The following is a 12743-nucleotide window of genomic DNA, read 5'->3' on the forward strand; positions in this document are numbered from 1 at the left end:
TCGTAGCCGAGTACTCTATCCAGCTGAGCTATGAGTCCGTGTCTTGCTGCGCATTTCAGGTCGCTTAAACACTACATCTGCTTACAGCGCCCTGAGCGAATAATGGCGGTGAAGGGGGGATTCGAACCCCCGATACCCTTATGAGGTATACTCCCTTAGCAGGGGAGCGCCTTCGGCCACTCGGCCACCTCACCGCAACACGAGGCGAATATTAAACACACCCTTCCTCGTTTGCAACCCTTTTTTTGAAAAAAACTTCAAAAAAATTAAAGGCTTGGCTCCTCGTCCTTCTCTTTCTTGATCCGCAGGTAGATTTCCTCGCGGTGAACAGCCACTTCCTTGGGCGCGCTAACGCCAATACGCACCTGGTTGCCTTTGACACCCAGGACCGTCACGGTGATCTCACCGTCACCAATGATCAGGCTCTCGGCGCACCGACGAGTCAGAATCAGCATAGTTTTCTCCTCACTTGAATCTTCAGGGACAACAGTCTTTGTTTACAGGACCTGGCCGGGGACGACGGCATGGGCCCGGGACAACTGCCAGCGGTGCCTGGACAGGGACACCACCAGCGGGCAGAAACGCGAAGGGCGCGGCAAGCCGCGCCCCTCCAGGCAGCGTCTTACTCGCCCTGTCGGGCGGGAGCATCGAGTTCGAACGCGGTGTGCAGCGCGCGAACGGCCAGCTCCAGGTATTTCTCTTCGATCACGACCGAAACCTTGATTTCGGAAGTGGAGATCATCTGGATGTTGATGCTCTCCTTGGCCAGGGCCTCGAACATGCGGCTGGCGACACCCGCGTGGGAGCGCATGCCGACACCGACGATCGACACCTTGGCAATCTTGGTGTCGCCGATCACTTCACGCGCGCCGATTTCACGGGCGGTGTTCTCCAGTACGGCCAGCGCCTTCTCGTACTCGTTGCGGTGCACGGTGAAGGTGAAGTCGGTGGTGTTATCGTGCGAGACGTTCTGCACGATCATGTCCACTTCGATGTTCGCGGCGCTGATCGGGCCGAGGATCTTGAAGGCGACGCCTGGGGTGTCCGGGACGCCACGAATGGTCAGCTTGGCTTCATCACGGTTGAAGGCGATACCGGAAATGATCGGCTGTTCCATGGATTCCTCTTCATCGATGGTAATGAGGGTACCCGGACCCTCCTTGAAGCTGTGCAGCACGCGCAGCGGGACGTTGTACTTGCCGGCGAACTCCACCGAGCGGATCTGCAGCACCTTGGAGCCGAGGCTGGCCATTTCCAGCATCTCCTCGAAGGTGATCTTCTCCAGGCGCTGGGCCTGGGGCACGACACGCGGATCGGTGGTGTAGACGCCATCGACATCGGTGTAGATCTGGCATTCGTCGGCCTTCAGGGCCGCCGCCAGCGCCACGCCGGTGGTGTCGGAACCGCCACGGCCGAGGGTGGTGATGTTGCCGTGCTCGTCGACACCCTGGAAACCGGCGACCACCACGACACGCCCGGCCTTGAGGTCGGCGCGGATCTTCTGGTCGTCGATCTGCAGGATGCGCGCCTTGTTGTGCGCGCTGTCGGTGAGAATGCGCACCTGGTTGCCGGTGTACGACACCGCTGGCACGCCACGCTTCATCAGGGCCATCGACAACAGGGCGATGGTGACCTGCTCGCCGGTCGAGACAATCACATCCAGCTCGCGCGGCTCCGGCTGATCGGTGATCTGCTTGGCCAGGTCGATCAAGCGATTGGTTTCACCGCTCATGGCCGACAGCACAACCACCAGGTCGGTGCCTTGCTCACGGAATTTCTTGACCTTGTCGGCAACCTGCTCGATCCGCTCGATGGAACCGACAGAGGTGCCGCCAAATTTCTGTACGATCAACGCCATTTCAAAGGTGCCTCAGCCCTCAAGGGCCCCAAAAAACAATCCAACATGAAGAGGCCGGTGACTAGACCACCGGCCCCTTCATCTCAAAGTCCCTGCTCGGCGAACGGCACGGCGAGGGCCAGGGCCTGGTCCAGCGCGGCGACGTCGACGCCACCACCCTGGGCCATGTCCGGGCGACCACCACCCTTGCCACCTACCACCGAGGCAGCTTGTTTCATCAGGTCGCCAGCCTTGAGTTGGCCGGAGAGGTCCTTGGTCACGCCAGCCACCAGCACGACCTTGCCCTCATGCTCGCTGCCCAGCAGGATCACTGCGTGGCCGAGCTTGTTCTTCAGCTGATCGACGAGCGCCAGCAGGGCCTTGCCGTCCTGCCCATCCAGGCGGGCGGCGAGAACCTTGGCACCCTTGACCTCAACGGCCGCATTGGAGAGATCGTCCCCGGCGGCGCTGGCGGCCTTGGCCTGCAGCTGCTCGAGCTGCTTTTCCAACTGGCGGTTGCGCTCGAGCACAGCCGACAGCTTGTCGATCAGGTTGTCGCGATTGCCCTTGACCAACTGCGCGGCTTCCTTGACCTGCTCTTCGGCAGCGTTCAGGTAGGCCAGCGCTGCGGCGCCGGTGATCGCTTCGATACGGCGCACGCCAGAGGCCACGCCGCCTTCGCTGATGATCTTGAACAGGCTGATGTCGCCGGTGCGCTTGGCGTGGATGCCACCGCACAACTCGACGGAGAAGTCACCGCCCATGCTCAGCACGCGCACGGTGTCGCCATACTTCTCACCGAACAACGCCATGGCACCCTTGGCCTTGGCAGTCTCGATATCGGTCAGCTCGGTCTGCACCTCGGTGTTACGGCGCACCTCACGGTTGACGATATCTTCCAGGGCCTTGATCTGCTCTGGCTTGACCGCCTCGAAGTGGCTGAAGTCGAAACGCAGGCGCTGGCTGTCGACCAGCGAGCCTTTCTGCTGCACATGCTCGCCCAGCACCTGGCGCAACGCTTCGTGCAGCAGGTGGGTAGCGGAGTGGTTCAGCGAGGTGGCGTGCTGCACGTCGGCATCGACGCGGGCTTCGACCGTGGCGCCGACCGCCAGCGCACCGCTGGCGATCACACCGTGGTGCAGGAAGGCGCCACCGGTCTTGGTGGTGTCGCGTACATCGAAGCGCGCGGCGCCGGCCTGCAGGTAACCGGAGTCACCCACCTGGCCGCCGGACTCAGCGTAGAACGGGGTACGATCGAGAACGACGACGCCCTCCTCGCCTTCTGCCAGTTGCTCGACCGACTGGCCATCCTTGTACAGGGCGATGACTTTGCCCTGGCCTTCGGTAGCGTCATAGCCGAGGAAGTCGGTGGCGGTGTCGACCTTGACCAGGCTGTTGTAGTCCATGCCGAAGGCGCTGGCGGAGCGAGCACGCTCACGCTGGGCTTCCATCTCGCGCTCGAAGCCGGCTTCGTCGATGGTCAGCTCGCGCTCGCGGGCGATGTCGGCGGTCAGGTCCATGGGGAAGCCGTAGGTGTCGTACAGCTTGAACACCACGTCGCCCGGCACGACCTTGCCCTGCAGCTGGGCCAGGTCCTGCTCGAGGATGCGCAGGCCTTGCTCCAGCGTCTTGGCGAACTGCTCTTCCTCGGTCTTGAGCACGCGCTCGATGTGCGCCTGCTGGCCTTTCAGCTCAGGGAAGGCTTCACCCATCTCAGTGACCAGCGCGGCGACGATCTTGTGGAAGAAGCTGCCCTTGGCACCCAGTTTGTTGCCGTGGCGGCAGGCGCGGCGAATGATGCGGCGCAGCACATAGCCCCGGCCTTCGTTCGAGGGCAGCACGCCGTCGGCGATCAGGAAGCCGCAGGAACGGATGTGGTCGGCAACCACTTTCAGCGATGGCTGTTCGTCGTTGCTGCAACCGATGGCTTCGGCGGCGGCGGCCAGCAGGCTCTGGAACAGGTCGATCTCGTAGTTCGAGTGCACGTGCTGCATCACCGCACTGATGCGCTCCAGGCCCATGCCGGTATCCACCGACGGGGCCGGCAGCGGGTGCAGGACGCCATCGGCGGTGCGGTTGAACTGCATGAAGACGTTGTTCCAGATCTCGATGTAGCGGTCACCGTCTTCTTCCGGCGAGCCGGGTGGGCCGCCCCAGATGTCGGCGCCGTGGTCGTAGAAGATCTCGGTGCACGGGCCGCATGGGCCGGTGTCACCCATGGTCCAGAAGTTGTCGGAGGCGTACGGGGCGCCTTTGTTGTCGCCGATGCGCACCATGCGCTCGGCCGGCACGCCGACTTCCTTGGTCCAGATATCGTAGGCTTCGTCATCGCTGGCGTAGACGGTGACCCACAGCTTCTCTTTCGGCAGGTTCAGCCACTTGTCCGAGGTGAGGAAGGTCCAGGCGAAAGTGATGGCATCGCGTTTGAAATAGTCGCCGAAGCTGAAGTTGCCCAGCATCTCGAAGAAGGTGTGGTGGCGAGCGGTGTAGCCGACGTTTTCCAGGTCGTTGTGCTTGCCACCGGCGCGCACGCACTTCTGGCTGCTCACGGCGCGGGTGTAGGCGCGCTTTTCCTGGCCGAGGAAGCAGTCCTTGAACTGGTTCATGCCGGCGTTGGTGAACAGCAGGGTCGGGTCATTGCCCGGGATCAGGGAGCTAGAGGCGACGCGAGTATGTCCCTGCTCTTCGAAGAAGCGGAGGAAGGCTTCACGGATTTCTGCGCTTTTCATAGGTTCTTCCACGGAAACGGCGGCCACACGTCGAATCGACGAAACGACGGCAAAGGGCCGCATTATATCGGTCCTGCAGTCTCGGTGCAGTGTGTTTATGCGATAGAAACCGTCGACTGGACGGTTTGCAGGGCTAAAGCAATAGAAAACGGCATGACCGCGATGCTATCGCCAGCGTTTCGCTACTGGCAAGCCAATTACGGCGCAGGTGGGAGGAAAATGGAATGCAGGGTGAATGAAAAGAGTTTCATCCGTGAAGGGATCCAAAACCGAGCCACTCCACCGGGCTTTGCACAAGCCACTGTAGGAGCGGCTTCAGCCGCGATCACCCGCAAAGCGGGTGCCACGCACCGCGGCGCCTGCATCGCGGCTGAAGCCGCTCCTACAGAGGGTTGGTGTCAGGCCAGACGCTGCCCCGAATCCGGCACGATCAGGATGCCGGCGCGCAGCCCGTTCTTCACCTTGGGGTTAGGGAAAATGATTCGCGCGCCCTCCTCCTCGACGACCCAGCGCATCTCGGCCAGGTCCTCGGCCAGCAGGTAGCCCTTGCTCAACTCGGAGAAGTTCTCGATATCCGCCGGCAAGTGCAGGTGGAAGCTGTCGCTGTGCTTGATGATTTCGCGAGCAACGCTGAACAGTTGCAAGCCATCCAGAGTTTCTTCACTCGCAGGCTCCGAACCTTCGATGATCTGGACCAGGCGATCTTTCAGACGGCTCAGGTTGACCTGCTGGTTCTGGCCGAACGGACGGGCCTTGCCCAGCTCCAGCGTGAATGCCTCGGCATCCAGCTGCTCGTAAGTGAAAGCACTGAAGGTGATCGACGACTTGCTCTGCAGCAACACTGCCTCCATCCCGGCCGCAGCCAGACGCGCCAACTCACGACGGGAGTGCTTGCGCCCCTCCTTGTACGGATAAAGTGCGAATTGCTCGATCTTGGACCCGCGGATGGCGGTATGCAGGTCGTAATGCAGGCGGGTGCGCTCGGGTTTGCTGAAAAATACCCGGGCGAACTGTTCGAGCTCCGCGGCACGCAGCGCCTCGAAGCCACTGGAGAGCTCATGGCGACCATTGAACAGGCGATTGATGTCCTGCTCGATGAAGCGCTCACCCTTGCGGATCGCCGCTGGGTTGCCGAACAGGAACAGCACCCGCGCACGGGGTTTGATTTCGCCGTTGGCGATACCATGCAGCAACAATTCGAGCAACTCGATCGGCGCCGTCTCGTTGCCATGGATACCTGCCGACAGCAGCAGGTCGAGCCCGCAATCATCGCTTTCGGGCGGGCGCACTTCCAGCGCGCCCTCCCCCAGCCAGCGCAGACGCACGCCCCTGGTGGTCACTTGGGTCTTCTCGGCCGGTTCGTGGCCGGTCAGGGTCAGCTCAAGCAGTTTGCCAAGGGCAAGCATAGGCGCTTCCTTAGTGGTGGTGGCCGCAGTCCGGGCCGTGGACGTGGTCGTCGTCACCGGCAACGTCGGCCGGCTCCATTTCCAACTGCAGGCTGACCAGGTTGGTGGCCATCGGGCGCAGCAGCAGGTTGGCGTACTCGGCGTCGCCTTCCTCGACATCGACACCGATCAGCAGCTGGCCGCGGCCGTCCTGCTGGATCCACACTTCCTTGCCTTGCCAGACCACGGCAAAGCGGGTGCACGAGGTTTCCAGCTGGGTGCCGTCTTCATCTTCCAGGATCAGGCGCAGGGCGTCGGACATTGCAATTTCTCTCTATCAAGGTTGGCGTTGGAACGGATAGACCGAGCCCAGTTTGAGGATCTGGGTCAGTTCATCCAGTGCCGTACGGCATTCAACCAGCAGCTGTGGGTCGGCCAGGTCCGCCTCGCCAAGGCGATCGCGGTAGTGCTTGTCGACCCACTGCACCAGGGTGTCGTACAGCGAGGCAGTCATGATAACGCCTGGATTGACCGCCGCCAGCTCCGATTCCTTCAACGCCACGCGCAAACGCAGGCAAGCCGGGCCGCCGCCGTTCTGCATGCTTTGCTTGAGGTCGAACACCTTGACCTCCTTCACCGGGCCGCCCTGGCTGGTCAGCTGGCCCAGGTAGGCCCAGACGCGTTCGTTGTTGCGGCACTCTTCCGGCACCACCAGCAGCATCGAGCCGTCCTCGCGGCTGAGCAGTTGGCTGTTGAACAGGTAGGAACGCACCGCGTCCTCTACCGTCACCGCTGCGCGTGGTACGCAGATGCCTTTGAAGTTGCCACCCTTGCTGGCCAGTTTAGCCTGCAGCTGCCCCAGCACCGCGTCGGTCTCGAGGAAGGCGTCCTCGTGGTAGAACAGCACCTCGCCGTTGCCCACCGAGATCACGTCGTTGTGGAACACGCCCTGGTCGATCACCGCCGGGTTCTGTTGAGCGTAGACCACACCGTCATCGCTCAGCCCGTGCAGGCGAGCGACGGCCTGCGAGGCCTCCAGGGTCTGGCGCGCCGGATACTTCTGCGGCGCTGGGTAACGACTGTCGAAGGCGCTACGACCATAAACGAAGAACTCGACACCAGCCTCGCCATAAGCGCGGCAGAAACGGGTGTGGTTGGCCGCACCTTCGTCACCGAATTGCGCCACGGCCGGCAGCGCTTCGTGATGGGCGAAGACCTTGTCATCGCTGAACATGGCACCGAGCACACGACTGGTGGTTGGGTGCTCGATGCTGCGGTGGTACTTGCAGTTGAGGTTGGCGGCGGTGAAATGCACGCGCCCATCGGCCGTGTCGGCACTCGGGCTGACGGTAGCGGCGTTGGCCACCCACATGCTCGACGCCGAGCAACTGGCAACCAGCAGCGGCATGGCATCTTTCGCGGCGCGCTGGATCACTTCGGCATCGCTGCCGGTGAAGCCCAGGCGGCGCAGCGCAGCCACGTCCGGACGCTCCTGCGGGGCCAGCACGCCCTGCTGGAAGCCCATTTCCATCAGCGCCTTCATCTTCGCCAGGCCCTGGCGCGCGGCTTCGCGCGGGTTGGACCCCTGCTGACTGTTGCTCTGCGAGGCCACGTTGCCGTAGGACAGGCCGCCGTAGTTGTGGGTCGGCCCCACCAGGCCATCAAAATTCACTTCAAAGGATTTCATCGGCAAGGCTCCGAGACCTGTTGTTATAGGGTGACGCCCGGCGTCAGGGTCGCCGGCAGTGCAAGGCTCGCGGTCTCCAGCGAAGCCACGGGGTAGGCGCAGTAGTCCGCTGCGTAGTAGGCGCTGGCGCGGTGGTTGCCGCTGGCGCCGACGCCACCGAACGGCGCGCTGCTGGCGGCGCCGGTCAACTGCTTGTTCCAGTTGACGATGCCGGCGCGGCTGCGCAGCCAGAAGTGCTGGTAGCGAGCGTTGGAGTCCGACAGCAGGCCAGCGGCCAGACCATACTGGGTGTTGTTGGCCTCCTCGATTGCCGCGTCGAAGTCGGCATAGCGAATCACTTGCAGCAACGGACCGAAGAACTCTTCGTCAGGGCGCCCAGCCACAGCGGTGACATCGATGATGCCAGGCGTGAGCAAGGCGGCCCCGGCTTGCGGCTGGGTCATTTCCAGCAGCGCCACGGCGCCCTTGCCGATCAGCTCGGCCTGGGCCGCCAACAGCGCACGGGCAGCTTGCAGCGAGATCACCGAGCCCATGAACGGCGCGGGCTGCTGGTCGAATGCGCCGACACTGATGCTGCGGCTGACCTCGACCAGGCGCTGGATGAGCGCATCACCCCACGCACCCTGCGGTACCAGCAGGCGGCGGGCACAAGTGCAGCGCTGGCCGGCGGAGATGAAGGCCGACTGGATGATGGTGTAGACCGCGGCGTCCAGATCCTTGACTTCATCGACCACCAGCGGGTTGTTGCCGCCCATTTCCAGGGCGAGGATCTTGTCCGGGCGGCCGGCGAACTGCTGGTGCAGCAGGTTGCCGGTACGGCTGGAACCCGTGAAGAACAGACCGTCGATGCCTGGGTTGGCGGCCAGCGCCACACCGGTTTCACGGGCACCCTGAACCAGATTGAGTACACCGGCAGGCAGGCCGGCTTCGACCCAGCACTTGACCGTCAGCTCAGCGACCTTCGGTGTCAGCTCGCTAGGCTTGAAAACTACGCAGTTGCCGGCCAGCAGCGCTGGAACGATATGTCCGTTGGGCAGATGACCGGGGAAGTTGTACGGGCCGAACACCGCGACCACGCCATGGGGCTTGTGCCGCAGCACAGCAGTAGCGTCCGCCAGTGGGCCGCTCTTCTCGCCAGTACGTTCACGATAACTCTGCACCGAAATAGCGACTTTGTTGACCATGCTGGTCACTTCGGTGGCCGATTCCCACAGCGGCTTGCCGGTTTCTTCACCGATGCAGTGCGCCAGCTCTTCGGCGCGCGACTTGAGCTTGCCGGCAAAAGCCTCAAGCACACTGACGCGCGCCTCCAGGCTCAGCGATGCCCAAGCGGGGAACGCCTGGCGGGCAGCCTCAACGGCAGCCTCGACCTGGGCTGCGTCGGCGCCCTGCCCCTGCCAAACCACAGCCTGGCTGACAGGATTGAGCGATTGCAGGGCTTCGCCCTGGCCGGCCAGCCACTGGCCTGCGATGTAATGCGTGGTCATTTATTGAGCCTCCCGGCCAGCGGACAGCGGCACCGCGCGCACATTGTCGCCAGCGCCCAGGCGCAGGCGCTTGGCAGTCTGTGGATCGACTACCAGGGTGCCGGCCGCCAGGCGTGCGGGCGCTGCGGTGATACGGCAGTCTTCACGCTTGCGGTTATGAATGATGTAGGGGGTGGCGTCGTCGCCCGGCGTGCCCACGGCCAGCACCAGGGTCTCGCTGTCGCGCACGGCGCGGATCTTCGAGGTCTCGCACTCGATGGCGGGGCCTGCGTCGAAGATGTCGACGTAGCCCTGGTAATTGAAGCCTTCGCGCTTGAGCATGGCCAACGCAGGCTCGGTGTCGGTGTGAACGCGGCCGATCACATCACGCGCAGCTTGCGACAGGAAGCAGGTGTACAGCGGGAACCTGGGCATCAGCTCGGCGATGAACGACTTGTTGCCCACGCCAGTGAGGTAGTCGGCCTGGCTGAACTCCATCTTGAAGAAGTGCCGCCCCAGGCTTTCCCAGAACGGCGAACGGCCCTGCTCGTCGGACATGCCGCGCATCTCGGCGATGATCTTGTTGCCGAACAGTTCGGGGAACTCGGCGATGAACAGCATGCGCGCTTTCGACAGCAAACGGCCGTTGAGGCCCGTGCGGTGATCACCGCGCAGGAACAGCGAGCACAGTTCGGAATTGCCGGTCAGGTCGTTGGCCAGGAACAGCGTGGGGATCTCGCGGTAGATGTTCAGCTCCTGCGAGGCGCTGACGGTCAGCCCGACCCGGTAGTTGTACCAAGGCTCACGCAGGCCGACGGCACCAGCGATGGCACTGATGCCGACCACCAGGCCCTCATCGTTCTCCAGCACGAACAGGTAGTCGGTGTCGCCGCGCTCGGCTTCGCCACGGAAGCTTTTCTCGGCCCAGCCAACACGCTGGCCGAGGCGCTCCTCGTTGGCGGGAAGCGTGGTCAGCCCGGTGGTGCCGGTGCTGCGGGCCAACTCGATCAGCGCGGGTAAATCGCTGCTGCGTACAGGACGAACGATCATGCTATCTCCTTGTGCGGCGGTCTGTGCCCGCCGCGAAACTCTCTGTTCCGGCGTCTCAGACCGCGACCAGGCGCACGCTGGCGCCCTCGCCGACTCCCAGGGCCTCGGCGGCTTCGCTGTTCAGGCTGACCGGTTTGCCCGGCACCCAGTCAAGCTCCAGCAGCACCGCGCGGTAATCCTGCAACTGGCCATTACACACCAGGTAAGGGCGCCCGCCCTTGATCGGGGCGTCGTCGAGCTTGACCGGCACCACGCGGCTCTGGGCGATGGAGCGAATGCCCGAGGTACGTGCATGCAAGGTTGGCCCGCCGTCGAAGATGTCGATGTAGTGCTCGGTCTCGAAGCCTTCGCGCATGAGGATGTCGAAGGTGATCTGCGCACGCGGGTGGACCTGGCCCATGGCTTCCTGCGCCGCATCGGGCAACAGCGGCACGTAGATCGGGTAGTGCGGCATCAGCTCGGCGAGGAAGGTACGGCTCTTCAGGCCGCACAGGCGCTCGGCGTGGGCATAGTTGAGGTCGAAGAAGTTGCGGCCGATGGCATCCCAGAACGGCGATTCGCCCTGCTCGTCGCTATAACCGACGATTTCGGTCACCACCGACTCGGCGAAACGCTCGGGGTGGGCGGCCATGAACAGCAGGCGCCCACGGGAGTTCAGCTCGGCGAAGGCACTGCTCACCAGCTCCGGCACCACATAGAAACTGGTCAGCAGGCTGTTGCCGGTCAGGTCGTGGCACAACGACAGGACGTGGATCTTGTTGTGGATCTTCAGCTCGCGCGAGGCGTGCACGAAGGTCTCGTTGCGAAAGCTGTAGAACGGCTCGGAGTAGCCGGCCGAGGCGACGATGGCCGAGCAGCCGACCAGCTTGCCGGTGGCGCTGTCCTCGAGCACGAAGAAATAGCTCTCCTCGCCATTGAAACTGACTTCGGCGGCGAAGGAAGTTTCCGACGCGGCGATCTTGTCGCCCAGGCGGCCGGCATCGTCCGGTAGCGAGGTGACACCAATGGGGCTGTCGGCAGCCATGCGCTGCACTTCGTTCAGATCCGCCATTTGTGCGGGGCGCATCACCAGCATGGTGTCACTCCTTTCGGGATAGCGCGCCGATCACATCGGCACGGAAAAACGGCGGGCACGCGCCACTACCTGCAAGCAGGTGCCCGCACTGGAATTCAGGTATCGCCGGCCCCGCTCAGGGCCGGCGAACAGACCGAGGGCTCAGCCCTGGGTCAGTTTGCGCACGGCGCGCTCGAAGCGAGCCAGGCCTTCGTCGATGTCGGCATCTTCGACCACCAGGCTCGGGGCAAAGCGCACCACGTCCGGGCCGGCCTGCAAGACCATCACGCCTTCTTTTTCGGCGGCGTTGAGGATGTCCTTGGCCTTGCCTTTCCAGGCCTCGCTCAGCACACAGCCGATCAGCAGGCCGACGCCGCGCACCAGGGTAAACAGGCCGGTTTCCTGGCCGATCTTTTCCAGGCGGGTCTTGAAGCGCTCATGCTTGGCCTTGATGCCTGCCAGGGTTTCCGGGGTGTTGATCACGTCAAGCACGGCGCAAGCCACGGCGCAGCCCAGGGGGTTGCCGCCGTAGGTGGTGCCGTGGGTACCGACTGCCAGGTGCTTGGCGATGTCGGTGGTGGTCAGCATGGCGCCGATCGGGAAGCCCCCGCCCAGGCTCTTGGCGCTGGTCAGGATGTCCGGCGTCACGCCGTAGTGCTGGTAGGCATACAACGAACCGGTGCGGCCGACGCCGGTCTGCACTTCGTCGAAGATCAGCAGGGCGTTGTGCTCGTCGCACAGCTTGCGCGCGCCTTCGAGGTAGGCTTTGTCAGCCGGGACGACACCGCTCTCACCCTGGATCGGTTCGATGACCACGGCGCAGGTCTTGTCCGATATCTGTGCCTTGAGCGCTTCCAGGTCGTTGTACGGGACGTGGCTGATGCCGGTGATCTTCGGGCCGAAGCCGTCGGAGTACTTCGGTTGGCCACCAACGCTGACGGTGAACAGGGTGCGACCGTGGAAGCTGTTCACGGTGGCGATGATTTCATGTTTCTCGGGGCCGAAGCGGTCGTGAGCAACGCGACGGGCCAGCTTGAAAGCGGCTTCGTTGGATTCAGCACCGGAGTTGCAGAAGAAAGCGCGCTCCGCGAAGGTCGCGTCCACCAGTTTGTGCGCCAGGCGCAGGGCCGGTTCGTTGGTGAAGACGTTGGAGACGTGCCAAAGCGTATTGGCCTGCTCGGTCAACGCTTTGACCAATGCCGGATGGCAGTGACCCAGGGCGTTCACGGCGATGCCGCCGGCGAAGTCGATCAGCTCGCGACCCGACTGGTCCCAGACGCGGGAGCCCTCGCCGCGCACGGGAATGAACGCCGCGGGGGAGTAGTTCGGCACCATGACCTGGTCGAAATCGGCACGTTGCACCGGGGCTTGCTCAACGGACATCTGAGTCTCCTGAAGAGGAACGCTGGCCTGGAAGTGGCGAGCGATGAAGGGATTGTAAGGACTGATCGGCGCCTGTCCTTGCTGCCAGGCGACAACTTGTTACAGCGCAAAACCGTGTTTTCACGCGGTTTTCGGCAATGCGACAAACAGTG

10 protein-coding genes and 1 tRNA gene are annotated in these 12743 nt (G+C 63.3%); all 11 read right to left on the minus strand.

The features are described from left to right. Positions 1-103: 103 nt before the first annotated feature. The 11 genes from NGM28_RS25090 to NGM28_RS25140 all read right to left on the minus strand — a co-directional run bounded on the left by NGM28_RS25090 (position 104) and on the right by NGM28_RS25140 (position 12591). Positions 104-194, minus strand: a tRNA-Ser gene (locus tag NGM28_RS25090). A gap of 72 nt (positions 195-266) precedes the next feature. Then, the gene (gene csrA, locus NGM28_RS25095) at positions 267-455 is read right to left on the minus strand and encodes a carbon storage regulator CsrA (RefSeq protein ID WP_003254503.1); all 189 of its coding nucleotides are present in this window, start codon (positions 453-455) and stop codon (positions 267-269) included. A gap of 167 nt (positions 456-622) precedes the next feature. Next, positions 623-1858 carry an aspartate kinase gene (locus NGM28_RS25100; protein WP_011534958.1) on the minus strand — a complete coding sequence of 412 codons (1236 nt, stop codon included), beginning with the start codon at positions 1856-1858 and terminating at the stop codon, positions 623-625. A gap of 83 nt (positions 1859-1941) precedes the next feature. After that, positions 1942-4566 carry an alanine--tRNA ligase gene (gene alaS / locus NGM28_RS25105; protein WP_240064328.1) on the minus strand — a complete coding sequence of 875 codons (2625 nt, stop codon included), beginning with the start codon at positions 4564-4566 and terminating at the stop codon, positions 1942-1944. Between the two features lie 398 nt (positions 4567-4964). After that, positions 4965-5972: a succinylglutamate desuccinylase gene (astE, locus tag NGM28_RS25110; RefSeq protein WP_240064329.1), complete on the minus strand. Its 1008-nt coding sequence runs from the start codon at positions 5970-5972 to the stop codon at positions 4965-4967. Positions 5973-5982: 10 nt separating this feature from the next. Beyond that, entirely contained in the window at positions 5983-6273 is a 291-nt protein-coding gene (locus NGM28_RS25115) for a topoisomerase II (protein ID WP_240064330.1), read from the minus strand. Positions 6274-6288: 15 nt separating this feature from the next. Next, positions 6289-7638 (minus strand): N-succinylarginine dihydrolase, encoded by a 1350-nt coding sequence (gene astB / locus NGM28_RS25120; protein WP_240064331.1) that lies wholly within the window; start codon positions 7636-7638, stop codon positions 6289-6291. A 23-nt stretch (positions 7639-7661) separates the two neighbouring features. Further along, positions 7662-9125, minus strand: a complete 1464-nt coding sequence (gene astD, locus NGM28_RS25125) for a succinylglutamate-semialdehyde dehydrogenase (RefSeq protein ID WP_252092008.1) — start codon at positions 9123-9125, stop codon at positions 7662-7664. Continuing rightward, entirely contained in the window at positions 9126-10154 is a 1029-nt protein-coding gene (gene astA / locus NGM28_RS25130) for an arginine N-succinyltransferase (RefSeq protein WP_240064333.1), read from the minus strand. 55 nt (positions 10155-10209) lie between these two features. Beyond that, complete coding sequence (gene aruF, locus NGM28_RS25135) at positions 10210-11229, minus strand: arginine/ornithine succinyltransferase subunit alpha (RefSeq protein WP_240064334.1); 1020 nt, start codon at positions 11227-11229, stop codon at positions 10210-10212. A gap of 141 nt (positions 11230-11370) precedes the next feature. Continuing rightward, positions 11371-12591, minus strand: coding sequence for an aspartate aminotransferase family protein (locus NGM28_RS25140; RefSeq protein WP_240064335.1), 1221 nt, complete (start codon positions 12589-12591; stop codon positions 11371-11373). Positions 12592-12743: the final 152 nt, after the last annotated feature.

It is taken from the genome of Pseudomonas sp. MWU13-3659 (assembly GCF_023757525.1).
Taxonomy (GTDB): Bacteria; Pseudomonadota; Gammaproteobacteria; order Pseudomonadales; family Pseudomonadaceae; genus Aquipseudomonas; species Aquipseudomonas entomophila_E.